Origin of the sequence: Companilactobacillus huachuanensis (genome assembly GCF_005404815.1) — a bacterium.
Taxonomy (GTDB): domain Bacteria; phylum Bacillota; class Bacilli; order Lactobacillales; family Lactobacillaceae; genus Companilactobacillus; species Companilactobacillus huachuanensis.
Genome location: NZ_BJDF01000007.1, coordinates 62,973 through 85,448, shown reverse-complemented (window position 1 = coordinate 85,448; position 22,476 = coordinate 62,973). Strand labels below are relative to the sequence as shown.

Here is a 22,476-nt window from a genome sequence, read left to right as displayed (position 1 = left end):
ATCCCTCATTCTTCATAAAACCTATTTTAACACAGAATTTTTATACAAAAAAAAATCGGCCTTATTAGCCGATTTTATTAAATTTCGAATTATCGATCCATTTAAGAACGATGTATAAAAGACCCGTCTGATAAACTAGACTGAACGCCTCTTTAGCAAGCCTTGGAACTAATAATGCTACATAAGGCACATTAGTCATCATGTGAATCCACAAAGTGTTCAATCCGGTATTAACAATCACTGTAATCAATAGGACAGTGACAAAGGTTCTCCAAACTGATACTTTGCGGTTATAAAGCATGAATCCATAAATTGCACCTGCCACTAAGGCTGAAAAAGTGAATCCGATGAAGAAACTTCCACCAGAAGGTAAAATCAAAGTACCGATCACATCAGCCAAAACATTGGCAATAGCAGCTTTAAAAGGTCCGAAATAATAACCTAATAACCCAATTGCAATGAAACTAAATCCGACTTTCAAAGTATTGCTACCGAATGACAACTTTGCTAGCACCATTTGTAATGCTATCAACAAGGCCATCCAAGTAACTTCTTGAACGCTTATTACTGAACTTCTACTGTTCATAATCGACATCTCCCGAAAGGAGCTGCCACCAGATATAGGCAAAAGAGACGTATATAAAGTGGCGAATGCGGATTCAAGATCGCGAGAAAACTCTTTGTTCGATGTTCACATTCCGTTCCATCGACACTTAACGCCTTGAACCCTACCCCAAATTTTTTTAAGTACTCGTCAATAATAACACTATTTTTTCTGTAAACAAGTAATTTGTTTGTAAATTATTTATCTTTCCACTCAAATTGAGCAATAACGTTCAGTACGTCACCATTCTTTATCCAATGAATTGATTTATTATTCGTATTATCGAGTTTTGCATATGAAACTGGTTCGCTGTCGATATTCAATTCTTTGTCGTATTTAATATCCATACTCTTTAAAGTGTGATCAGCAATAAAGTCCATATCCAGAGTGTCGACCATCCAGTCAAAATAATATGAATTATTAACATGTTTATTAACATCAATATTGTAGTAACCAATATGTTGCGGTTGTGAATAATCAAAATCAGTTGGTTCCTTCAAACGATTGAAGCGTTTTAATTTCGTTGTTTCTTCAGCACCAAATAAATCATCTAGCCGATCACTGGCACTGACAATTTTACGTTCCTTAATATCAATCAAAACGAAGGCACTCTCCGCTTTAACAATTGTTTCGCCTTTTTCATCTTCTATCCAAAAATCACGATAGAAGAAATACTTGTTATAGCTGGTTGCTTGAGTGATAACCTTCAATTTCTGGCCCATTTTAGGCATCTGTTTAATGTCCATGTGATATTGAACGACAACCCAACCAAGTCCTTCGTTCTGCACCATTTCAGCACTATCGAGATCAGATTGATGGAGTTGTTTTTCTGAAGTTAACAACATAATATCTATCAAAGCTGACAAACGCATGTCTCCTGAAAAGTTGACGAAATAATATGGTACTTCCATTTCAATTGCAAAAGTTCTTTTCTCTGTCACTATTGTTCCTCTCCGATTCCGTGATAAAGATTGTAAACATCTTGTTTCTTCAATCCATTACGAGCCGCAACTTCTTTAATTGCTTTGTTGGGCTTTTCACCTTGTTTAATTAAACTATCAACTGCAACTACTAAATCATCATCTGACTCATCTTGAGTAGCGGCTTCCACTGGTTTTCCAGCAATAATCAAAACATATTCACCTTTAGGATCATTGTCTTGATAATACTTGGCAACCTGTTCCAAACTGCCTCGCAAAAAAGCTTCATGGATCTTAGTCAATTCACGAGCTAAAGTAATTTGACGTTCAGCTCCAAAATTGTCGATCAAGTCTTGAATAGTCTTTTTAACACGATATGGTGATTCATAAACAATCGTTGTCTCACCACGCTGTGATAAATCATTCAAAGCTTCAGTTCTTTCTTTACCTTTACGTGGCAAAAATCCATAGAAGTAGAAAGGCTGTGGGGCGATTCCCGAAGCAATCAATGCTGTTACAGATGCCGTAGCTCCTGGTAGTGGAACAACTGGAATATCGGCTTTAATGGCAGCTTTAACTAGCTCTTTACCAGGATCACTGATCGACGGTGCACCAGCATCACTGACTTGGGCAATTTTTAAGCCCGCATTCATTTTTTCTATTAATTCCGGAATACGTTGTGCAGTGTTGTGTTCATGAAAACTTATTAATTCTGTTGGTATTTCAAAATGATTTAATAAATTTTTAGTATTACGTGTATCCTCAGCTGCAACTAAATCGGCGTCTTTTAACGTGTTGACAGCTCGAAAAGTCATATCTTCCAAATTACCAATTGGTGTTGGCACTAAAAAAAGGCAGCCCTTCGAATTATCAACAAAACTCCTTTGTTCTTTCATTCAAATAGCTCCCCTTATCTAATATTAACTTTATTTTTCTTACCTTTGTCATTACTTCCATAAAGAACATTGGTACAGAAGATGCATTCTTCCTTGTCTTTACGGTGAGTCCCATAAAATTGTTGGCAAACATGAAATCCTTTACGATATAAACTCTCAAGATTCAATCGTGAGTAAGATAATTCATTGCCCTTAATATCCTTATCCTCATAACCCATTTTTTCCAAATGTTTACGAAGATTTTGATTCTCTATCTTTAACTCCTCTTTCTCTTCAAGGGCCTTAGATAGTTCCTCTTTAAGCAAAGAAACCTTTTTAGTTATATCATTCAATTGATTTGTGATTGTCTCAAATTCATCATATAAATCCTTCTCTGCCATGATTTCACCTACTAATCCACAAATTTTAATGATAAATCTTCTAAAATAGCCTGAAACGATACATTACTTTTCCACATTTGCTCGGCTGTGAATAAATCATCTGACATACTGACAATTTTTTTGATGCCTTTTTGATCCAAGATATCCACCGACGTCAATGTTGATTTTTCTAAATTGTACCTAATTGATAATATATCACTAAAAATTTGATTCAACATGTCGAAAACCAAATGTTGTTGATCTTTATTCTCAACTAAAGGCATGATATCAGTCTGTATGTCGACAAAACTATTTATTTTTTGTTTATTAACTTCTTTTAACCAGTTTGTGAGTGCTGTACTCAAAGCTTGGTATTTATCACCTGTAATACTTTCCAAATATTTAATATCGGTAACCTGTAAGGCACGCTGAGCTTGTTCACTCTTAAAGCCAACTTCGATCAAACTAGCAATCTCGTCGTTATTACTCTGATTCGACAAGTGAAAAATTTGCACCCGTGATTGAATCGTTGGTAAAAGTTGCTTAGAAGAATCTGCTAACAAAATAATCATTAAATTGCCCTCTGGCTCTTCAATAGTTTTTAACAGGTTATTCGCAGCTTGAACTGTCATCTTCTCGGCCTCATCAATAATCAAGATTCTTCGATTACCCTGTGTGGCAGCCATATTAGCTTCTTTTTTGAAAAACTTAATATCATCAACACCGATACTTTGTTTTTCAGTCTGAATTTCTAACACATCAGGATTATCTCCCAAGGCAATTGTCTGACATTTTTGACACGTCTGATCAGGTGCACCATTTTGCAAATTTTCACAAAACTGACTTTGTGCTAACCAAATCGCCATCTGCTGTCTAATCTTAGATGAGGCATTGTCGATTAGATATGCATGCGACAACATATTAGTCGAAATAATTTTTTTAAATTCATTAACAACTCGAGGTTGTTCTTCTAATAAGCTTTCCATATATTAGAATCTCACGAATTTATCAACTGGCAAAATAAAGCATGTTGCTCCGCCCACTTGGACTTCTACTGGTTCACTCAAGCTAGACGCTGCTTCAGGCATGAGAAAAGTTGGCGTCACATACTGAGCTCTAGTATGGCACGTTTTCTTAATGACAGCTAAGGCATCGTCGACTTTTTCCTCTTCAACACCAATCAAGAAGGTACAGTTACCGGCCTTCAGAAAACCACCAGTTGATGACAACTGTGTAGCTCTAAAACCACCCTTAACAAGACTTGCTTGTAATTGTTGACTATCTTTTGATTGAATTATGGCTACAATGAGTTTCATGATTTATTCTCCTTTGTTAAAAATATTTGGAAATTTTTTAATTATGGCATCCAAAGCATCCGAAACAACTTGTTTGGGTGCTTGTTCTGCATTAATTGTTTTTATTCTATCAGGATTATCCTTGACAATCTTCATATATGAATCGTAAACACGATTATGAAAACTAATAGCCTCGCGTTCAAGACGATCCATTTCACCTTCATGGTCTTTTCTGATACGTGATAGACCAACCTCAGGGGTTACATCAAAGTAAATTGTCAAATCTGGAAAATGTCCATCAATGGCAAAATCATTGATATTAGCGACCTCTTTCATCCCAATTTCACGGCCACCACCTTGATAAGCAATAGAACTGTCAACAAAACGATCACTCAACATGATTTTATTGGCCTGTAAGGTTGGTAAAATAACATCAATTAAATGTTGACGTCTGGCTGCGGCATACAACAAAGCCTCAGTTCTGGGGTCCATTTCTTCTTCATGAATGTCTAAAATGATTTTTCTGATTTTTTCGGAAATGGGACTGCCACCAGGTTCACGTGAAAGAACAATTTCTTGATTGGTCTTTGCTTGCAAAAGTGGCATTAGTGTTTTGAGAGCAGTAGTTTTACCTGCCCCATCGGGTCCTTCAAACGATATAAATATTCCTGACATAGATTAATCTCTCCTAGATGATTACTACTATTTTACTTGAAATCAGCCTGAAATGAAACTTTAGGTCTTGTTAATTTGCAACATATCTTTGAATACTGAAAAATTTAATCATTATTAGTCAACTGAAAGTTGAAAGGTTAGTTAAGTATGCCGTTTCCAGAGCTGAGAGTATTCAATTGCTGCGCGGAACTGCCCGAGCCAAAGTACGGTCTCGGACCTCGGTTGAAGCCTCGCAAAACCCGCGAGTCTTCAACGCGCCCGGTGGTGTAATTGCTAAAGCAATAACGCCACTTTCGCTGCAAATGAATACTCTCAGCTCTTCCAACTAGTTTATTTTTTTTGGCTGGAACAATAAAACTAAGACTAATGATCATTTAAATAAATTGACTCTAGGCTTGTAACCACGACTATATTAATTTTCCAACTTTCAACCTTCATTTAGTTAATTTACAATACACTACCAAACTCCAATTGTGTATGCAGTAGACATCGCAATCAGACTAAAAAAAACAAGCATCCCCAAAATATTCAGGAATAACTTGATTTCATTTTTAATCATCTAAATTTTTCAACAACTAATCAACAAAAAATGCACTAGCTTCCGAAAACGGAACTCCTACCAATGCTTTTCAGCTCGACTAGGCTGTTTCAAAAATGTATCTTCATCACCAAAAATAATATTAGTAGTAGCCTTAGCTGTTGCTTTTCGTCTTCTGGCTTCCAAATATAAAAATTGATACTTCATTTTATCAAGTTTCAAATGAATTCTGGTCGTATCATCGACATCCACTGAATTATTGATCATTCGTTGGGTATTACCGATTCGTTGTTGAATCTGATGAATATTGTCTAAGAGGCGATCGTCCTCCATTTTTTGAACAGTTACTTTTCTTTTACCAAACATGTTAAATCTCCCTGCGTCCTAAAACGGCACTCTTCAAGGTCATCTCATCTGCATATTCAATATCAGATCCGACTGCTAATCCGTGCGCTAGTCTAGTTACTTTTATTCCTGCTGGCTTAACTAATTTGGCTAAATATTGGGCCGTTGCTTCTCCTTCTGGAGTTGCATTTGTCGCGATAATCAATTCTTTAACGTTTTGATTTTCCTTCAAACGGTTTAGCAACAACTTAATATTCAAATCTTCTGGTCCGACTCCGTCAACTGGCGACAAAACTCCACCTAGCACGTGATATAAGCCATTATAACCATTCATATCATCAAGTGACATAATATCTTTGGCCTGTTCAACAACTAGGATTACTGACTGATCACGGTTCTTATCACTACAGATTGAACAAATTTCATCAGTTGTAATATTTCCGCAAATTCGACATGATTTCAAATCTGTCTTAGCAGAAACTAAATTGTCAGCAAACTCTTTAACTTGGTCTTTGTCCATTCCCAAGGTAAAAAACGCCATCCTGGTAGCAGTCTTACGACCAATACCTGGCAACATCATATAACTATCAATTAATTTGGATATTGGTTCTGGATATTTCATTACATCAACCCGTTCGTATATTTCCCTAATTTAGATTGTTTATCATCATCAACAGCTTTAAAAGCATTGTTCAAGGCATCAATCAACATGTCTTGCAAAGTATCTGGATCATCTGGATCAATAATTTTTTCACTGATTGTTAGATCAGCAATCTTCTTATCACCAGTAACTTTTACAGTTACGAAATCGTCTACTGAACTACCAGTATATTCAGTCTTATTCAATTCTTCAGTTGTTGTTTGAACTTCTTTTTGCATCTTTTGGGCTTGGCGCATAATGTTGGCCATATTGCCACCCATTCCACCCATATTTGGCATTCCTTTACTCATTGTAATTCCTCCTAGTCATCTTTTACATCAACTATATCGTCACCAAATAATTTTAAAGCTTCATCAACGGTGGGATCAGTTTTTTTAGTCTCTTCTTTAGATTTTACATTCTTTGGCTTATTAGAATCAATATTATTATCAATATATTCTTTACGAATATTAGGCCAATCCTTCTTTGGTACTAAGACAATCTGACAGTCCTTCTTCAAGAGGCGACCAGTGTTATTAGTTAATTCTTGCAAGAACTCACTGTCGTCTTGAGCCTGCTCAAACCATAACATATAATCAAAAGCCACAACGACACCATCGGGCGAAGCTGCAACTGGATCTGAGACTTTCATCATAGCACGTTGTGAGATAGAAAGCATACTCATTAAATCGGGCCAAATATCTTTTGCGGCATTCAAATCTCCCTTAGTAGCACTACCCAAGACTTTGTAAATTGCAGTCTTATTCAAGCGGGTATTATTATTTCCACGGCGATGTGTTTTAGGCTTGGCAGGTTCTGTTTTAACTGTGCCATTAGATAAACCTTTCACTTCATTTTGTAAGTGTGAAATTTCATCTCTCAACTTGTCAAATTCAGCGTTATCAACCGTATTATCAGTTGTTTCTGGCTGACTAATTTCTTGAGCGACTTTGGGTTCACTGATCTTAACAGTTAAAATTTCCATATAAATATCAGTTTGATTCGAGTTCTTGATATTTTTCTGTGTGGCGCTAACTTGATCAACAATATAAAATAAGCGACTATTGTCAAACTTATCCGCAATTGCCAACAATTCATCTGTCATCACTGACTTGTCCATCTGACTTGATAAATCTGAATTTGAGTTGTAAAGAATCAGATTTCGGCAGACGCGAATAATCATCTCTGTAAATCTGAGAGCTGAACGACCACTGGCCAAAATTTGATATAAGCTCGTCAAAGCCTCAGCTGGTTTCCCATCTGCAATAGCGGTCATATATGAAACAATTTGTTCATTACTCAAGGCACCTGTAACTTCTTGGGCGTTCTTAAGTGTCAGCTCATCATCACCATATGACAAAGCCTGGTCAAGAATACTTAACGCATCACGCATTCCACCTTCAGCAGAGGCCGCAATAATATTCAATGCTTCTTCATCATAATTAATCTTTTTATCATCTAAAATAAATTTCATTCGTTTCAAAATATCAAGACGTGAAATTCGGCGGAAATTGAAACTTTGGGTTCTCGAAATAATTGTTGCTGGAATCTTCTGAGGTTCAGTTGTTGCTAAGATAAACATCACATTAGCTGGTGGTTCCTCCAAAGTCTTCAGTAAAGCATTGAAGGCACCTTGAGACAACATATGGACTTCATCAATAATATAAACTTTAAACTTTGCTTCAGTTGGTGCGTACTTAACTTTGTCACGAATGTCACGTATTTCTTCAACACCATTGTTAGAAGCGGCATCGATTTCAATCACATCATTGAGACGATTTTCGTTAGCAGCGATACAAATCTCACATTCATTACAAGGTTCTCCGTCATGTGGATTCAAACAATTGACCGCTTTGGCTAAAATTTTGGCACAAGATGTCTTACCAGTACCTCGGGGACCACTGAACAAATAAGCATGACTGGTCATTTGACTTGCCACAGCATTGCGTAAGGTCTGAGTGATAACATCTTGACCGATTACATCAGAAAAGGTTTGGGGACGCCAAACTCGATAAAGTGCTTGATATGCCATTTTTACTGCTATGTAAAATGTATATAAATGCAAGAATCATGATTGTCCTCAACATTTAGAAAGATTACATATTTCCTTTCTTTATTTAACTACTGCCATTAAGAATTAGTATTCTGATATTTCCAAAAAGAATAATCACATTGACTAACTATGACAATTTCAGGACCTAGCCAGCCCCATGAATTTTTTATTTCAATCAAATTAAATCTAACAAATCGGCAACAACATTTTTATCACGATTTAACACTGCTCTAGTGTAATTTTGTCATTGCCAACTGAAGGTTGAAAAGCAAAAATTAGTATAACCATTGTTATTTCAAGCTTAACTTGAAATAGCGACTCTTATAAATTTTAACACAAAAAAACTCCTAATCCTGAACAGATTAGGAGGCTAATATACATAACAAAAGGCACATGGTACACCTTACTTAGTGCTGCTTTCTTCCGAACCTGACACGATTCACAAGAGCACCATTGCCCTAAGGCCTTACGGCAATAACTATAATACTATAAATTGCCAAAAGATGCTACTTTTTACGTCTAATTTCTCGAAAGAAATTCCTTAACAATTCTGCCGATTCATCTGCTTTAACCTCGCTTAACACCTCTGGTTGGTGATTGTAGCGCGTTTCAGCCAAGAGATTATTGATAGAACCGACTGAACCAGCTTTCGGATCTTTAGCACCATAAATAACTTCTTCGATACGACTGTTAATAATCGCCCCAGCACACATTGGACATGGTTCCAAGGTAACAAACAAACTTGTATGTTCTAAACGCCAACTGCCAATTTTGACACAAGCGGCTTCAATTGCAATAATTTCCGCATGTTTGATGGCATTTTGAGTCTCTTCTCGTTCATTCGAACCACTGGCAATCACGTCACCTGTTTGGTTGTCGACAATTACACAACCGATAGGAACCTCACGCCTAGTTTCAGCTTTTCTAGCTTCCGCTAACGCCAAGTCCATATATTCATTTATTTTATCTTCTGTAAATATCATTTTAGCTTAATAAGTTAGTTACTTTCTTCTCTAAGTATTTTGGAAAAATGGGTGATTTTAATTTAAGTTGGTCTTGTTCTTTTTGAATTCTCTCAAGAATATCAAGTAATTCTTTAACTTGGTCATCTGACAAAGTTCCAATGAATTGCATTATCTTTTCATTTCCGTGAAGATACTTCTCGACATAGTCTTCCAATTTTTTGCGTTCGTTATTGATCTTTTTATTCTTCAAAAATTTAACTACCGAATAAATTACCAAAAACATGCCCGCTGAAACAAAAGATAAAATAGTGAAAATTAAAATTTTCTTTTTCATTTGCAAACGCCTCCAACATGAATATAACACATTGAGATAATTTTTAAATCAATTTACTTTTCAAAATATAATATCCTTTATCACGAGTTACTACTTCAACGTTGCCAAAAGTTTCATCCATCAATTTTTTAGCTGAAGGTGCACCTTGCTTCTTTTGCAAAACAATCCATAGCTCACCATTGGCATTCAGATAGTCTTTAGAATCGGCCAGAATTGACGTCACAACACTCTTACCAGCACGTACGGGTGGATTTGAGACAATCAGTGAATACTTGCTCTCAACGCTCTTATAAGTATCTGATTCGAAAATTTCAACATTCTTAACTTGATTGTTATTGGCATTCTTCTTAGCTAGATCCAAAGCACGCAAGTTAACATCAACCATAGTAACTCGACGACTCGGTTGATCTTTAGCTAAAGCCAGACCAATAGGACCATATCCACAGCCAACATCCAAAATATTACCACTCGGAATGTTTTGAAAATCGATTGCATCAATCAAGACACGTGAACCATAATCGACTGTCTGACGAGAGAAAACTCCACTATCGGACATAAAGTCGAAATTATGATTACGGAGGTTAAAATTAAAGTTTTTGATTTCGTGTTCCAAATTTGGATCATTTTCAAAATATTGATTAGCCATACATTTCACCTTTCCTTTTAAGGGTAAAAAAAAATCCTCTTACGAGGATTAATTTTATCATTAAAGTGTATTACTTCAATGTAACTGTAGCACCAACGGCTTCAAGTTTTGACTTCATGTCATCAGCGTCAGCTTTAGCAACGCCTTCCTTGATAACCTTAGGAGCGCCATCAACTAGGTCTTTTGAGTCTTTCAAGCCAAGTCCTGTGATACCACGAACTTCCTTGATAACCTTAACCTTTTCTTGTCCAGCTTCTGTAAGTTCAACGTCGAATGAGTCCTTTTCAGCAGCGGCATCTGCACCAGCAGCACCAGCAGCTGCAACAGGAGCAGCAGCCTTAACGTCAAATTCTTCTTCAATAGCCTTAACAAGGTCGTTAAGTTCTAGAATTGAAGCATCTTTTAAATCATCGATAATCTTTTGTGTATCTAAAGCCATTATAGTATCCTCCAAATATTATGAGTTTTTAGTTTTGTTTAATTAAGCGGCAGGTTCGTCATCTTTGTCTGCAATGGCCTTAACAACCATAGCAAAGTCGCGAACTGGAGCTTGTAATACAGATACCAACATAGATAGCAAGCCATCTCTGTCTGGTAATGTTGCAAGTTCTTGAATTTGTTCAAGAGTTGCTGCTTTACCTTCGATGATTCCACCTTTAATTTCAACGGCTTCAACATCTTTGGCAAACTTAGCTGCTACTTTAGCAGGTCCAACTGGATCTGTTTCTGAGTAAGCAATAGCTGTTGGTCCAACGAAGAATTCTTCAAGACCTTCAACGCCTGCTTGTTCAGCTGCACGTCTTAAGATTGTATTCTTAATAACTTGCATTGTAGCGCCTTGTTCACGTAATTCTGCACGCATTTCTGTAGCTTGTTCAACTGTAAGACCTAAGTAATCAACAACGATTACTGATTTTGCGCCTGTAAGTTGCTTAGCGATTTCATCAACTTGTGCTTGTTTTGCTGCTAATACATCTTGCTTCATTATTACGTTTCACCTCCACAATTTTTTAGTTAATTATCTACAAATTTCGGCTTAAAAAAATAAAATCTCTGTGCCCAAGGGACACAGAGATTAAGTGAAATAATCTTCTGGCCTCGGCAGGATATTAAGACTTTCATCACCTGAGTCTTCGGTAGAAATCAACTATATTAATCTATCATTATTTTGGTTGTTAGTCAACTCTAATTAAGCGTTGATTTTTAGACCAGGTCCAAATGTAGATGTCATGTTAACACTTGTTACATAAGCACCCTTAAGTGATGCTGGGCGTGCCTTCAAGATTGCGTTATAGAAAGTATCAAAGTTTTCTGTAATCTTGTTTGTATCAAATGAGATCTTACCGATTGGTGCATGAATAAGACCATTTGAGTCAACACGGTATGTAACTTGTCCGGCTTTAATATTATTAACAGCCTTTGTAACATCCATTGTAACTGTACCTGTCTTAGGGTTAGGCATCAAACCTTTAGGTCCAAGAACACGACCCAAACGACCTACTTTAGCCATCATTGGTGGTGTTGCAACAGCAACGTCAAAGTCTAGCCAGCCGTCTTGAATTTTTTCAACAAGGTCATCAGAACCAACAATATCAGCACCGGCTGCTTCAGCATCCTTAGCTTGTTGTCCTTCAGCGAAAACGATAACCTTTTGTGTCTTACCAGTACCATTAGGTAGTACGATAGCACCACGAATTTGTTGATCAGCTTGTTTAGGATCTACATCCAAGTTAACAGCAACTTCAACAGTTGCGTCAAATTTAGCGAAGTCAACCTTCTTTAATAATTCGACAGCTTCCTCAGCAGTATAGCTTTTGTTTTTATCTACTTGTTTTAATGCTTCTGTATATTTTTTTCCATGCTTAGCCATGCTAAGTTCCTCCTTGCTTTGTGGTCTTTCGGAGAATAATATTTTCTCCTCCCACTTGTTAAGAATGTTTTCACATTCCTGTAAACTGCTTAAATCTAGTCTTTTACTTTACTTCAAAGCCCATACTTCTTGCAGTACCAGCAACCATACGCATTGCAGCTTCAACACTAGCAGCGTTTAGGTCTTTCATCTTGGTTTCAGCAATTTCGCGAACTTGGTCTTCAGTAACTGTGGCAACCTTATTTGTGTTAGGTTCGCCAGAGCCCTTTTCAACGCCAGCAGCCTTCTTCAATAGAACAGCAGCTGGTGGTGTCTTAGTAACGAAATCGAATGAACGGTCTTCATATACTGAGATAACAACAGGGATAATCATACCCTTTTGATCTTGTGTACGTGCATTGAAGTCCTTTGTAAAGGCAACAATGTTAATACCAGCTTGTCCTAAAGCAGGACCAACTGGAGGAGCTGGAGTAGCCTGTCCAGCAGGGATTTGTAATTTTACTACGTTAGCAACTTGTTTAGCCACGGTGCATACCTCCTTGTTCCGTGATGTGGTTATAATGAGAATCTAAATTTTCTCTCCCACATGTATGTCTCAAAAACATACCGTTTTATAGTAGCACGGTCTACTTGTCATTACAATATTTTTTTTTGCCATCTCCGGTTTTCAGCAATATATTTCTCAGCTCTGGAGACGGCAAAATTAATTAGTTTTGCTTTTCAACTGATGTAAAGTCAACTTCAGCTGATGTCATACGTCCAAACATATCAACGTCAACTTTAAGTTTTCTGTGTTCATCATCAATTTCAGTAATCTTACCAGTTGTATCTGTGAAAGCACCGTCAGTGATTTTAACTGTTTCGCCAACTTCAAAGTCAGATGCTTTTTGTGAATCCATACCAAATTGACTAAGAATGTTGTCAATTTCTTCAGGTAATAGAGGTGCAGGTTTACTACCAGAACCGTGACTGCCGACAAAACCGGTAACACCTGGAGTATTACGAACGATAAACCATGATTCATCAGACATAACCATTTCTACTAGAACATATCCAGGGAAAGTTTTTTCCATTTCTTTCTTTTCTTTACCGTTTTTAACTTTTGTTTCTTCTTCTTCAGGAACAACTGCACGGAAAATGAAATCTTCCATACCCATTGATTGGGCACGTGATTCGAGATTTTCCTTAACCTTGTTTTCATATCCTGAATAGGTATGTAGTACATACCATTGTTTTTCGCCAGCTTCAGCCATAATTTCCTCCAAAATTCAAAATAAAAAAACTCCGAACCATGTCGAAGTTTTTCTCGTTACAAACATAATAGCAAATTTTTGACGCTCTTACAATCTATTTACCCATTACGAAGCGTTGCAAAATTGCAATCAAGCCCCAGTCAACTAGAGCAAAGAAGATTGCGTACATTAGTGATGTTCCGATAACAATCCAAGTATCACGTCTGTTTTCTTTAAATGTAGGCCAAACAACTAATTTCATTTCTTTGTTGACACTACCAAAAAATTTAAATAGTTTCATTTGTTCCTCCAGAATTATCTTGTTTCTTTATGCAATGTATGTTTACCACAGTGCTTGCAAAACTTTTTAACTTCTAGTCTTTCTGTACGACTAGGGTTTTCAGTGATTGTGTAATTTCTTGATCCACAAACTGTACAAGCTAAGGCAACTTTTCTTAATCCCATGTTTTTCTCCAAAATCTAAACTTAATCTTATTAATTGTAAACTCTGAAACATGGTTTGTCCATTGCAATATCATGACAAATGATTATCCTGCTGTTCTTTGATTTTTCTTTTACATCTTTGAGCCGCCGCTTTAAGGGCTTTACCATCACAGTTTGCCTGGCGACAAGCCTCGTCTAACCGAGTGCAACCATAGACATATCCTAGAGCAATTAATTCTCTAAGATTCATTTCTGTTGTTGCAATTCGAATATTATCAAAATCTTCGACCGCATTTTTGTGACTAGGAGTTGTCATTTTAGACTGGTCGATTTCATCAAGTGATTCTGTTAACCCATTGACCTTCCTTTTATTTGCATTTTCATATCTAATCAAATCAATAATACAATGTGTGAATTTCATTTTAAAAAAACTACCAAATTTGGATCCACTTGAACCATCAAATAATTGACACGATTGAAAACAAGTAAAATAGGCTTCCTGATACCAGTCATCACGTTCATAACTAGTTATGAAATATTGCTTTGCCAAGTTATCAATCATTGGACGGTACTTATTAACCAGTAGTATTAAAGCTGGAGAATTGCGGTCATTTCTAACCTGTTCAATCAATAATGATTCTTCACTAAGCATTAGACAAATTTATTACAGACGATAATTTTACAATTATAAGATTACAGGAATTATTTTTGATAATCTAGCGAACATTTGTTTACAAAAAAAGCGAATGATTTTTAATTATTCTGTTCATAATATTTGTTGCTATTAAAATATGCCGCCTCCAGAGCTGAGAATAATCTCAACTCTAAAAACGGCATACTTAACTAAACTTCCAACCTGTTGGAAAAACTACTAGGCATTTCTTGATGCAAATGCTTGATACAACAAGATACCCGTAGCAACACTTGCATTCAAGCTTTGCACATGTCCTACCATTGGAATATTCAATGTTTGATCAGCCTGTTTCAATACTAAAGGTGAAATACCCTTGCCTTCATTACCGATGATCAGAGCAATTGCTCCCTTAGCATTCCAGTTACGGTAGTTTTCACCTTCCATGGCTGTTCCAAAGACCCAAACGTTCTTCTCTTTGAGTTCATTGATGGTATTAACTAAATTTGTTACTCGGACAACTGGTACATGTTCGATAGCACCAGTTGATGTCTTCGCTACGGTTGATGTTAGACCAGTCGATCTGTGCTTTGGTACGATGATCCCATGAACTCCGACGGCATCAGCTGTACGCATAATTGAACCCAAGTTATGGGGATCTTCAATTTTGTCTAGAATAAGGATGAATGGATCTTCGCCCTTTTCTTCGGCTCTTTTAAAGATATCGTCCAATTCAGCGTATTGGTATGGTGCAATATATGCGGCCATCCCTTGGTGATTGCCACCATCACTGATGTCATCTAGTTTGTTCTTAGGAACTTCTTGAACAATCAAGCGGTCTCTCTTAGCTAACTTGATAGCCTCAGCGATATGCTCACTGGAAAGTCCCTTTTGAACCAAAACTTTGTTAACCCTTTGATTTGCGGTTGCTGACTTCAATAATTCGATTACTGAATGAACACCATAAATTAATTCTTTTTCTTCACTATTACTATTATTTGAATTGTCTGTCATCTGCTTCACCTGTCTCCACTTCATTTATGCACCATTGTGCTAGTTCTTTCACGCGTTCTTTGTTGCCAGTAATATCTAAATAGCCAAAAACTGCTTCAAAACCAGTGGACATGTGATATGTGACGACACTTGTATTCTTTGCTTTGGTTTGTTTTTTCGCATTACGACCATTCTTGTAAATACGAATCTCTTGTTCAGATAAAACGTCTTTATCCATCATCAATGTAATCAATGATGCTTGTGCTTTTGCGGAAACGTAATGTTTCGCTTGGTGCTGTAATTCGTTAACTTTGACAATATTTTTTGAGAGTAAGTGTTCACGAATAAATACTTCATAAACAGCATCCCCTAAATATGCCAAAGTTACGCCATTAAATTTCTTAACATCAGTCATTAATATGCCACCGTGTTCCTTGTGGTGTATCCTCTAAGATCACACCCATATCCTTTAGTTGGTCACGTAATTTATCGCTGGTAGCAAAATCTTTGTTTGCTCGAGCGACATCTCGTGCATCGACCATTTGTTGGATTTCTTCAGATAAATCTTGTTGCTCTTCATCCAAGTTGACACCCAAAATGCTAGTCAATTTAACCATAGCTTCTAGGATAACATTCGCAGCATTTTTAGCAACTGTATCTTGAGCAGCATAGTTATTAGCAACACCGACCAAGTTAAAAATCTCTGTCAAGCCATTTTGAACGTTAAAATCATCATTCATTGCCGTGGTAAATCCATTCATAATTCCAGTAATCTGTTCTTGAATATCCGCAATATCAGTAGCATCTTCGGCTCCATCAAGACGAAACTTCAAGTTGTTATATGCTGTTTTTATCTTATCAAGATTATCGGCGGCCTTTTGCAAATTGGCTTCTGAGTATTCGAGTGGGCGACGGTAATGCGTTGATGACAAGAAGAATCTTAAAATCTGTGGATTGGTTTTCTTTACTAAGTCATGAACTGTAACAAAATTTCCGAGTGATTTACTCATTTTTTCATTATTCTCAACAGTTACGAAGCCATTATGCATCCAATAATTGACAAATTTCTTGCCCGTTTTAGCTTCACTTTGAGCAATTTCATTTTCATGGTGAGGAAATTCCAAATCTTGACCGCCACCATGGATATCAAAAGTATCACCCAAGTATTTTGTCGACATTACCGAACATTCGATGTGCCAACCTGGACGTCCTTCACCCCATGGTGAATCCCATTTGATCTCACCGGGCTTGGCTTTCTTCCAGAGTGCAAAATCAATTGGATCTTGCTTCTTGTCAAATTCAGAATCACCAACGTGTTCACTAGCCCCTTCAACTAACTGGTCAATATTTTGATCAGATAATTCTCCGTAATGCTTGAACTTACGGGCACGGTAGAAAACATCCCCTTGTGATTCGTAAGCATAGTCTTTTTCAATTAAATCCCTTATAAAATCGATAATTTCTTGAATGTTGTCAGTTGCACGTGGATTGATAGTTGCCCTTTCAACATTAATTTCGTCAATATCTTCATAAAAGGCTTTGATGAAACGGTCAGCAACTTCAAGAACAGTAATACCCTCGCGGTTTGCTTCTTTAATCATCTTATCGTCAACATCGGTGAAGTTGGAAACAAATTTAACATTGTAACCTAAGAATTCCAAATAGCGACGAACAGTATCGAAGGCGACGATTGAACGAGCATTGCCAATATGAATATAGTTATACACAGTTGGTCCACAGACATACATATTTACTTGCTTAGGTGTTATCGGTTTAAATTCTTCTTTTTCACGCGTTAAGGTATTAAAAATTTTCAACATAATCTTCACCTATATAAAAAAGGGGTTGAGGCAAACTAAGTTTTCCTTCAACCTCTTTTTCTGTTTTATTTTATTTGAAATGAATTATTTCATTTCATTCAAAGTCTTGTCGATATTAGCAAGAACTTTTTCTTTACCAAACAATTCGATTGTTTCAGCAATAGCTGGACCATGCATTGTTCTTGTTGCAGCAATTCTAGCTGGCATGTAAAGTTTTCTACCTTTGACACCAGTATCAGCTCTAACTGATTGGATAGCAGCCATAATTTGTGTTGCTGTGAAACGGTCAAGTTTTTCCAACTTACCCTTCAAATCTTCAATAGCTGTCTTCGAATCGTCATCAACAAGTTCTTGTTGTTCATCATCTGTTAGATGTTCTGGTTGATTAAAGAATACATCTGACAATTCAACGATTTGCTGTGTGTAACTCATTTGTGGCATGTAAAGCTCTGTTAAATGTCTAACCCATTGAATTTCATTTGTACTTGGATCAGCAGGAATACGTTTGGCTTCAATTAAGTTTGAAAGTACCAAATCAGTAATTTCACTGACATCAGCACCCTTTACGTATTGGTTGTTTACCCATTCAAGTTTCTTTTGATCAAACTTAGCAGGTGATCTACTCAAACGATTTTCATCAAAAATCTTGATAAATTGTTTACGTGTGAATAATTCATCTTCACCAACTGGTGACCAGCCTAGCAAAGTAATGAAGTTAAACATAGCTTCTGGTAAGTATCCTAAATCACGATATTGTTCGATGAATTGGAGAATTGATTCATCACGTTTACTTAATTTTTTACCAGTTTCAGTATTGATGATAAGTGTCATGTGACCGAACTTAGGTGCTTCCCAGCCAAGTGCATCGTAAATCATCAATTGCTTAGGTGTGTTAGCTACGTGATCATCACCACGAAGGACATGAGAAATTTCCATTAGGTGATCATCGACAACAACGGCAAAGTTGTATGTAGGCATACCATCACGTTTTTGGATGACCCAATCGCCACCGATAGTATCAGAACCGATTGAAACAGTACCTTTTACGATATCGTCCCATTCGTAGTTTTTAGCATGTGGTACGTGGAATCTGACAACTGGTTGTAAACCGGCATCTTCAGCTTTCTTGATCTTGGCAGCTTTTTCGTCTTCAGTCATACCAGCAAATTCGTATTCATAGTGTGGCATTTGACCATTAGCTTCTTGATCTTCACGCATTTTTGTTAGTTGTTCTTCAGTCAGATATGATTTGTAAGCTAAGCCCTTTTCAAGTAATTCATCAATATATTTTTGATAAATGTCTTTTCTCTCTGATTGACGGTAAGGACCATAATCTCCACCGACATCTGGACCCTCATCCCAATCAACGCCAAGCCATTTAAGGTTTTCTAGTTGGCTTTTGGTACCGCCTTCAACATTACGCTTTGTATCTGTATCCTCGATGCGGATTACGAAGGTTCCCTTGTGACTACGTGCGAATAAGTAGTTAAAGATAGCTGTTCTAGCGTTCCCAATGTGCAAGTGACCTGTTGGACTTGGTGCATATCTTACACGAATTTTGTTATCTGACTTTTTTGCCATTTCTGTTTTCTCCCCTTTTATTTCTCGAGTTGTTTCGATTTGAATTCCGGTTGCCATTACTGTTGTTAGAACTACTGTTGTTATTGGAACTATTAGTACGGCTGTTGGTATTCTCCTTGGCACTACTCTTTTCCTGGATACCATGCATTGAATGCTTAGGTTTTGCAAAAATCATTTTACCAGCATCAGTTTGCAATGCACTAGTTACGACGACATCGACGTCCTTACTGATGAAGTATTTACCTTCTTCAACAACGACCATCGTACCATCTTCTAGGTATGCGACACCTTGTTCTCTTTCAGTACCCTCTTTAATAACTTTAACAGTCATCGTTTCTCCTGGCAAAACCATAGGTTTCAAAACTTTGGCTAATTCGTTAATGTTAAGCACTTGAACATTTTGAAATTCACTTACCTTACTTAAATTATAATCATTTGTGATGACAGCACCACCGATTTCTTTAGCTAATTTAAGCAATTTCATATCCACTTCTGGAATATTATCATAATCGCGTGTGGTTGTTTCATAATTAATTGTTTGGTCCATCTTAATTTCATTCAAAATGTCCAAACCACGACGGCCACGTTCACGTTTTTGATTATCACTGGAATCAGAGATCAATTGTAATTCATGGACGACAAAGTCCGGAATCATCAACTTACCTTCCAAAAATCCGGTTTGTGCTAATTGATGAATTCGACCATCAATTACGACTGATGTATCCAAAATTTTGTATGGATAAAAGTCTTTTTTAGCTGAACGACGAGTTACTTCGCCTTCGGACGCAATTCCATTATCCTTTTCAGCTGCCTTGTTATTGTTGTTTGTATTACGTTTTGAAATGGAAAAATTACTCCAGTCGTTACGACGACTAGTTCCCATTCTAAAACCGATCCATCCAAAAACAATCATTAAGATTACCGGAATGACTTTTGAAAACATATTGTGCATCATGTAAAAAGGAATCGAAATGATGTTGGCCAAAACCAAGCCACCAATTAAAAATCCTGATCCATAGATGATCCAACCTGGTGATCTCGAATTAAGATATTTTTCAATCTGTTGATTCAAATCTAATATTGGTTTAACAAACAAGAACGACAAAAAATAAAATATAATACATCCAATAAGTCCATCAAAATAGCCGTTATTGATAAAGGCAACTCCTGTTAAACCTGATACTTCCCACAGGCTAGGTAAGGCTGTTATCCCTACAGCAATGCCTAGTAGTGCAAAAATTATATTTACTACGATCTTTCGCATAAAAACCTCCTCATTTAAAAAATTTTCTTCATTGCATCTGCTACTGTACTGACACCGATTATTTGAATTTTGTTGTCTTTTGACCAGTCGCCAAGATTATTCTTAGGAACAAAAATTCGCTTAAAGCCTAACTTCTCAGCTTCATTGACACGTTGGTCGATTCGATTAACACGGCGTACTTCACCAGTCAAACCAACTTCACCAACGAAACAATCTGTTCCGGGTATTCCAATATTCTTGTAACTTGATGCAATCGACATTGCTAACGCCAAATCAATTGCCGGTTCATCTAATTTTACGCCACCTGTTGATTTCAAGTAAGCATCTTGATTTTGGAGCATCAAGTTGCCTCGTTTTTCCAACACGGCCATGATCACTGAAACACGATTGTGGTCCAAGCCAGTGGCGGTTCTCTTAGCATTACCGAAAACTGTCGGCGTAATTAGCGACTGAATTTCAACCAAAATTGGTCTCGTACCTTCCATTGAAACAACGACCGCAGAACCATTGGCATCAGCTAAACGTTCTTCCAAGAAAATCTCTGATGGATTAGCCACTTCGACCAACCCTTTAGTACGCATTTCAAAAATACCGATTTCATTTGTTGAACCAAAACGGTTCTTAACTGAACGCAAAATACGGTAACTGTGATGGGTGTCCCCCTCAAAGTATAAAACAGTATCAACCATATGCTCCAAAATTTTTGGACCAGCAATAGCACCACCTTTAGTAACATGTCCTACGACGAAGACAGTGATGTTTTGTTGCTTAGCAATGTTCATCAATTCCGCAGTAACTTCACGAATTTGAGAAACACTACCAACAGCGGATGTTATTTCTGGTTCATCCATCGTTTGAACAGAGTCAATAATCAAGTAATCCGGATGCATTTCATCAATGTTTTCACGAATATAACTCATATCTGTTTGTGGATAAAGATACAAATTATCACCCGTCACATCGATTCGATCAGCCCGCATTTTAATCTGGGAAGCACTTTCTTCACCAGAAACGTACAAAACTTTACTGCCATCCCTTGCCAATTGACCGGATACTTGCGTCAAAAGCGTTGACTTACCGATACCAGGATCTCCACCAATCAATATTAATGATCCCGGAACGATACCGCCACCAAGCACACGATTCAACTCACCAAGTTCAGTTTTAACACGTGGTTCCTTTTCGAATGAAACCTCACCCAACTTGACCGGCTTAGATTCAACATCACTGACGCGACGGCTTGGTGTTGCATTAGCCTTACTTATTTTAGCAATATCTGGCTGTTCAATTTCTTCAACCATTTGATTCCATACACCACAGTTTGGACAACGTCCCAAATACTTTGGGGACACATATCCACAATTTTGACATACGAATTTTGTTTTAGCTTTTGCCAATAAAATAGTTCCTTTCTTATTATATTCCTGAAGAACCAAATCCTCCATGACGTTTTGTTAATCCACCCTCATCGTCATCAGTTGTAAGGTATTTGATGAATATTCCTTGGGCCAAACGTTCACCTTTTTTAACCGTGTAATCCACTGGAAAAAAGTTGATCAATTGGACAAATAGTTCGCCCTCGTTGCTATCATTATTGTAATAATCTGCATCAACAACTCCAATACCATTAGGAATTGATAAGCCACGTTTCAAGGGATTGCTGGAGCGACTAGCAATAATCAAAACTTCATCATCTTGCATATAAGCTTTGACACCCGTTGGTACCAACACTGGTTTAATTGATTTTTGAACCTCAGCAATTTTGTTGTCCTCCATTTTGCCCTTATTCAGCAAAAATTTCAAAACATTTAGAACACCAAATTTCCAAATTGAGGGAACTACAAAATCCTCAGAACTCTCGATATCATAACCAGCAGCATTTTTAGTTTGACGAATTGGTAAATTGATTCCTTTACCCTCGTACTTCTTCACAATTTCAAATCCACGCTTTTTTGTCAAATTGAAAACTCCTTTAATATTAGATGGGTGCCGTTCTCCAGATTCGTAAAATATTCGTTGGTTGTACGGATTGGCGCTGTAATAACAGCACCTCCACTACCCATAAATATTTTACGTCTCTTCGGACTAATTGGTTAAAAAATTCAAATACTTTTTGAAATATAATCAAAAACACATTCAAAACAAATGATACAGATAACTTTGAAAACTAACTGAAAATCTAAGGTACTAAACCTGATACAACAACATCCACAATAGATTGGAATATATCAGCTAAAGATTGAAATGTGAAAAATTAATATAGTCGTTGTTGTTAATACCTAAAGCTAATTTATTTAAATAATCAGGAGTTTTCGCTTTTATTATTCCTGCCATTCAAAAATAAACTAGTTGGAAGAGCTGAGAGTAATAA

Annotated in this window: 29 protein-coding genes, 1 other RNA gene, 1 riboswitch and 1 other annotated feature; all 30 genes read right to left on the bottom strand. The window is 36.9% G+C overall.

What is annotated here, in order from left to right; genetic code table 11:
* Positions 1-64: 64 nt before the first annotated feature.
* Positions 65-586, bottom strand: coding sequence for a folate family ECF transporter S component (locus FFM71_RS05565; protein ID WP_137611181.1), 522 nt, complete (start codon positions 584-586; stop codon positions 65-67).
* A 57-nt stretch (positions 587-643) separates the two neighbouring features.
* Positions 644-738, bottom strand: a riboswitch (THF riboswitch).
* A 63-nt stretch (positions 739-801) separates the two neighbouring features.
* Positions 802-1,545: an acyl-[acyl-carrier-protein] thioesterase gene (locus FFM71_RS05560; RefSeq protein ID WP_137611180.1), complete on the bottom strand. Its 744-nt coding sequence runs from the start codon at positions 1,543-1,545 to the stop codon at positions 802-804.
* The gene (gene rsmI, locus FFM71_RS05555; RefSeq protein WP_137611179.1) at positions 1,545-2,420 is read right to left on the bottom strand and encodes a 16S rRNA (cytidine(1402)-2'-O)-methyltransferase; all 876 of its coding nucleotides are present in this window, start codon (positions 2,418-2,420) and stop codon (positions 1,545-1,547) included. The genes FFM71_RS05560 and rsmI overlap by 1 nt, the downstream gene beginning before the upstream one ends.
* Positions 2,421-2,434: 14 nt before the next feature.
* The gene (locus FFM71_RS05550) at positions 2,435-2,800 is read right to left on the bottom strand and encodes an initiation control protein YabA (protein ID WP_137611178.1); all 366 of its coding nucleotides are present in this window, start codon (positions 2,798-2,800) and stop codon (positions 2,435-2,437) included.
* An 11-nt stretch (positions 2,801-2,811) separates the two neighbouring features.
* Positions 2,812-3,765: a DNA polymerase III delta subunit-related protein gene (locus tag FFM71_RS05545; protein ID WP_137611177.1), complete on the bottom strand. Its 954-nt coding sequence runs from the start codon at positions 3,763-3,765 to the stop codon at positions 2,812-2,814.
* Positions 3,766-3,768: 3 nt separating this feature from the next.
* Complete coding sequence (gene darA / locus FFM71_RS05540) at positions 3,769-4,095, bottom strand: cyclic di-AMP receptor DarA (protein ID WP_137611176.1); 327 nt, start codon at positions 4,093-4,095, stop codon at positions 3,769-3,771.
* A gap of 3 nt (positions 4,096-4,098) precedes the next feature.
* Positions 4,099-4,749: a dTMP kinase gene (gene tmk / locus FFM71_RS05535; protein ID WP_137611175.1), complete on the bottom strand. Its 651-nt coding sequence runs from the start codon at positions 4,747-4,749 to the stop codon at positions 4,099-4,101.
* A 616-nt stretch (positions 4,750-5,365) separates the two neighbouring features.
* Entirely contained in the window at positions 5,366-5,653 is a 288-nt protein-coding gene (locus FFM71_RS05530; protein ID WP_137611174.1) for a YaaL family protein, read from the bottom strand.
* A gap of 1 nt (position 5,654) precedes the next feature.
* The gene (gene recR, locus FFM71_RS05525; RefSeq protein ID WP_137611173.1) at positions 5,655-6,254 is read right to left on the bottom strand and encodes a recombination mediator RecR; all 600 of its coding nucleotides are present in this window, start codon (positions 6,252-6,254) and stop codon (positions 5,655-5,657) included.
* Positions 6,254-6,583, bottom strand: coding sequence for a YbaB/EbfC family nucleoid-associated protein (locus FFM71_RS05520; protein ID WP_137611172.1), 330 nt, complete (start codon positions 6,581-6,583; stop codon positions 6,254-6,256). The genes recR and FFM71_RS05520 overlap by 1 nt, the downstream gene beginning before the upstream one ends.
* An 11-nt stretch (positions 6,584-6,594) precedes the next feature.
* Positions 6,595-8,304, bottom strand: coding sequence for a DNA polymerase III subunit gamma/tau (gene dnaX / locus FFM71_RS05515; RefSeq protein WP_137611171.1), 1,710 nt, complete (start codon positions 8,302-8,304; stop codon positions 6,595-6,597).
* A gap of 401 nt (positions 8,305-8,705) precedes the next feature.
* Positions 8,706-8,788, bottom strand: an RNA gene (gene ffs / locus FFM71_RS05510) — signal recognition particle sRNA small type.
* Positions 8,789-8,831: 43 nt separating this feature from the next.
* Positions 8,832-9,308 (bottom strand): nucleoside deaminase, encoded by a 477-nt coding sequence (locus FFM71_RS05505; protein WP_171000479.1) that lies wholly within the window; start codon positions 9,306-9,308, stop codon positions 8,832-8,834.
* A 1-nt stretch (position 9,309) separates the two neighbouring features.
* Entirely contained in the window at positions 9,310-9,624 is a 315-nt protein-coding gene (locus FFM71_RS05500; RefSeq protein ID WP_137611170.1) for a hypothetical protein, read from the bottom strand.
* Between the two features lie 43 nt (positions 9,625-9,667).
* Positions 9,668-10,270 carry a class I SAM-dependent methyltransferase gene (locus FFM71_RS05495; protein ID WP_137611169.1) on the bottom strand — a complete coding sequence of 201 codons (603 nt, stop codon included), beginning with the start codon at positions 10,268-10,270 and terminating at the stop codon, positions 9,668-9,670.
* A gap of 70 nt (positions 10,271-10,340) precedes the next feature.
* Positions 10,341-10,709: a 50S ribosomal protein L7/L12 gene (gene rplL, locus FFM71_RS05490; protein WP_137611168.1), complete on the bottom strand. Its 369-nt coding sequence runs from the start codon at positions 10,707-10,709 to the stop codon at positions 10,341-10,343.
* A 42-nt stretch (positions 10,710-10,751) separates the two neighbouring features.
* A complete protein-coding gene (gene rplJ, locus FFM71_RS05485; protein ID WP_137611167.1) occupies positions 10,752-11,255 on the bottom strand; it encodes a 50S ribosomal protein L10 in 504 nt (167 codons plus the stop codon).
* Positions 11,256-11,305: 50 nt separating this feature from the next.
* Positions 11,306-11,425 (bottom strand) — a sequence feature (ribosomal protein L10 leader region).
* Between the two features lie 34 nt (positions 11,426-11,459).
* On the bottom strand, positions 11,460-12,140 hold the full coding sequence (rplA, locus tag FFM71_RS05480) for a 50S ribosomal protein L1 (protein ID WP_137611166.1): 681 nt from the start codon (positions 12,138-12,140) through the stop codon (positions 11,460-11,462).
* A 103-nt stretch (positions 12,141-12,243) separates the two neighbouring features.
* Complete coding sequence (rplK, locus tag FFM71_RS05475; protein ID WP_057880800.1) at positions 12,244-12,666, bottom strand: 50S ribosomal protein L11; 423 nt, start codon at positions 12,664-12,666, stop codon at positions 12,244-12,246.
* 181 nt (positions 12,667-12,847) lie between these two features.
* The gene (gene nusG / locus FFM71_RS05470; protein ID WP_137611165.1) at positions 12,848-13,393 is read right to left on the bottom strand and encodes a transcription termination/antitermination protein NusG; all 546 of its coding nucleotides are present in this window, start codon (positions 13,391-13,393) and stop codon (positions 12,848-12,850) included.
* A 94-nt stretch (positions 13,394-13,487) separates the two neighbouring features.
* Positions 13,488-13,673: a preprotein translocase subunit SecE gene (gene secE / locus FFM71_RS05465; RefSeq protein WP_137611164.1), complete on the bottom strand. Its 186-nt coding sequence runs from the start codon at positions 13,671-13,673 to the stop codon at positions 13,488-13,490.
* Between the two features lie 14 nt (positions 13,674-13,687).
* Complete coding sequence (rpmG, locus tag FFM71_RS05460) at positions 13,688-13,837, bottom strand: 50S ribosomal protein L33 (protein ID WP_082330626.1); 150 nt, start codon at positions 13,835-13,837, stop codon at positions 13,688-13,690.
* Positions 13,838-13,907: 70 nt separating this feature from the next.
* The gene (locus FFM71_RS05455; protein ID WP_137611163.1) at positions 13,908-14,468 is read right to left on the bottom strand and encodes a sigma-70 family RNA polymerase sigma factor; all 561 of its coding nucleotides are present in this window, start codon (positions 14,466-14,468) and stop codon (positions 13,908-13,910) included.
* A 219-nt stretch (positions 14,469-14,687) separates the two neighbouring features.
* Complete coding sequence (gene rlmB, locus FFM71_RS05450; RefSeq protein ID WP_137611162.1) at positions 14,688-15,461, bottom strand: 23S rRNA (guanosine(2251)-2'-O)-methyltransferase RlmB; 774 nt, start codon at positions 15,459-15,461, stop codon at positions 14,688-14,690.
* Positions 15,442-15,855 (bottom strand): Mini-ribonuclease 3, encoded by a 414-nt coding sequence (locus tag FFM71_RS05445; protein ID WP_137611161.1) that lies wholly within the window; start codon positions 15,853-15,855, stop codon positions 15,442-15,444. Before FFM71_RS05445 ends, rlmB begins: the two co-directional genes overlap by 20 nt.
* Positions 15,848-17,260 (bottom strand): cysteine--tRNA ligase, encoded by a 1,413-nt coding sequence (gene cysS, locus FFM71_RS05440; protein ID WP_137611160.1) that lies wholly within the window; start codon positions 17,258-17,260, stop codon positions 15,848-15,850. The genes FFM71_RS05445 and cysS overlap by 8 nt, the downstream gene beginning before the upstream one ends.
* A gap of 84 nt (positions 17,261-17,344) precedes the next feature.
* Entirely contained in the window at positions 17,345-18,841 is a 1,497-nt protein-coding gene (gltX, locus tag FFM71_RS05435) for a glutamate--tRNA ligase (RefSeq protein WP_137611159.1), read from the bottom strand.
* Positions 18,822-20,105, bottom strand: a complete 1,284-nt coding sequence (locus tag FFM71_RS05430; protein WP_137611158.1) for a PIN/TRAM domain-containing protein — start codon at positions 20,103-20,105, stop codon at positions 18,822-18,824. The genes gltX and FFM71_RS05430 overlap by 20 nt, the downstream gene beginning before the upstream one ends.
* 14 nt (positions 20,106-20,119) lie before the next feature.
* Entirely contained in the window at positions 20,120-21,502 is a 1,383-nt protein-coding gene (gene radA / locus FFM71_RS05425) for a DNA repair protein RadA (protein ID WP_137611222.1), read from the bottom strand.
* A 19-nt stretch (positions 21,503-21,521) separates the two neighbouring features.
* The gene (locus tag FFM71_RS05420; protein ID WP_137611157.1) at positions 21,522-22,064 is read right to left on the bottom strand and encodes a dCTP deaminase/dUTPase family protein; all 543 of its coding nucleotides are present in this window, start codon (positions 22,062-22,064) and stop codon (positions 21,522-21,524) included.
* Between the last annotated feature and the right edge of the window lie 412 nt (positions 22,065-22,476).

Bases quoted from the DNA above. Each gene is read 5' to 3' on its own strand.
- FFM71_RS05505 (WP_171000479.1), bottom strand. From the start codon at position 9,308: ATGATATTTACAGAAGATAAAATAAATGAATATATGGACTTGGCGTTA.
- FFM71_RS05530 (WP_137611174.1), bottom strand. From the start codon at position 5,653: ATGTTTGGTAAAAGAAAAGTAACTGTTCAAAAAATGGAGGACGATCGC.
- FFM71_RS05495 (WP_137611169.1), bottom strand. From the start codon at position 10,270: ATGGCTAATCAATATTTTGAAAATGATCCAAATTTGGAACACGAAATC.
- FFM71_RS05455 (WP_137611163.1), bottom strand. From the start codon at position 14,468: ATGCTTAGTGAAGAATCATTATTGATTGAACAGGTTAGAAATGACCGC.
- FFM71_RS05550 (WP_137611178.1), bottom strand. From the start codon at position 2,800: ATGGCAGAGAAGGATTTATATGATGAATTTGAGACAATCACAAATCAA.
- gltX (WP_137611159.1), bottom strand. From the start codon at position 18,841: ATGGCAAAAAAGTCAGATAACAAAATTCGTGTAAGATATGCACCAAGT.
- secE (WP_137611164.1), bottom strand. From the start codon at position 13,673: ATGAAACTATTTAAATTTTTTGGTAGTGTCAACAAAGAAATGAAATTA.
- FFM71_RS05545 (WP_137611177.1), bottom strand. From the start codon at position 3,765: ATGGAAAGCTTATTAGAAGAACAACCTCGAGTTGTTAATGAATTTAAA.
- rplL (WP_137611168.1), bottom strand. From the start codon at position 10,709: ATGGCTTTAGATACACAAAAGATTATCGATGATTTAAAAGATGCTTCA.
- rsmI (WP_137611179.1), bottom strand. From the start codon at position 2,420: ATGAAAGAACAAAGGAGTTTTGTTGATAATTCGAAGGGCTGCCTTTTT.
- FFM71_RS05565 (WP_137611181.1), bottom strand. From the start codon at position 586: ATGAACAGTAGAAGTTCAGTAATAAGCGTTCAAGAAGTTACTTGGATG.
- FFM71_RS05500 (WP_137611170.1), bottom strand. From the start codon at position 9,624: ATGAAAAAGAAAATTTTAATTTTCACTATTTTATCTTTTGTTTCAGCG.
- FFM71_RS05520 (WP_137611172.1), bottom strand. From the start codon at position 6,583: ATGAGTAAAGGAATGCCAAATATGGGTGGAATGGGTGGCAATATGGCC.
- rplA (WP_137611166.1), bottom strand. From the start codon at position 12,140: ATGGCTAAGCATGGAAAAAAATATACAGAAGCATTAAAACAAGTAGAT.
- rplJ (WP_137611167.1), bottom strand. From the start codon at position 11,255: ATGAAGCAAGATGTATTAGCAGCAAAACAAGCACAAGTTGATGAAATC.
- recR (WP_137611173.1), bottom strand. From the start codon at position 6,254: ATGAAATATCCAGAACCAATATCCAAATTAATTGATAGTTATATGATG.
- nusG (WP_137611165.1), bottom strand. From the start codon at position 13,393: ATGGCTGAAGCTGGCGAAAAACAATGGTATGTACTACATACCTATTCA.
- FFM71_RS05445 (WP_137611161.1), bottom strand. From the start codon at position 15,855: ATGACTGATGTTAAGAAATTTAATGGCGTAACTTTGGCATATTTAGGG.
- darA (WP_137611176.1), bottom strand. From the start codon at position 4,095: ATGAAACTCATTGTAGCCATAATTCAATCAAAAGATAGTCAACAATTA.
- rpmG (WP_082330626.1), bottom strand. From the start codon at position 13,837: ATGGGATTAAGAAAAGTTGCCTTAGCTTGTACAGTTTGTGGATCAAGA.
- dnaX (WP_137611171.1), bottom strand. From the start codon at position 8,304: ATGGCATATCAAGCACTTTATCGAGTTTGGCGTCCCCAAACCTTTTCT.
- cysS (WP_137611160.1), bottom strand. From the start codon at position 17,260: ATGTTGAAAATTTTTAATACCTTAACGCGTGAAAAAGAAGAATTTAAA.
- tmk (WP_137611175.1), bottom strand. From the start codon at position 4,749: ATGTCAGGAATATTTATATCGTTTGAAGGACCCGATGGGGCAGGTAAA.
- FFM71_RS05430 (WP_137611158.1), bottom strand. From the start codon at position 20,105: ATGCGAAAGATCGTAGTAAATATAATTTTTGCACTACTAGGCATTGCT.
- rlmB (WP_137611162.1), bottom strand. From the start codon at position 15,461: ATGACAGACAATTCAAATAATAGTAATAGTGAAGAAAAAGAATTAATT.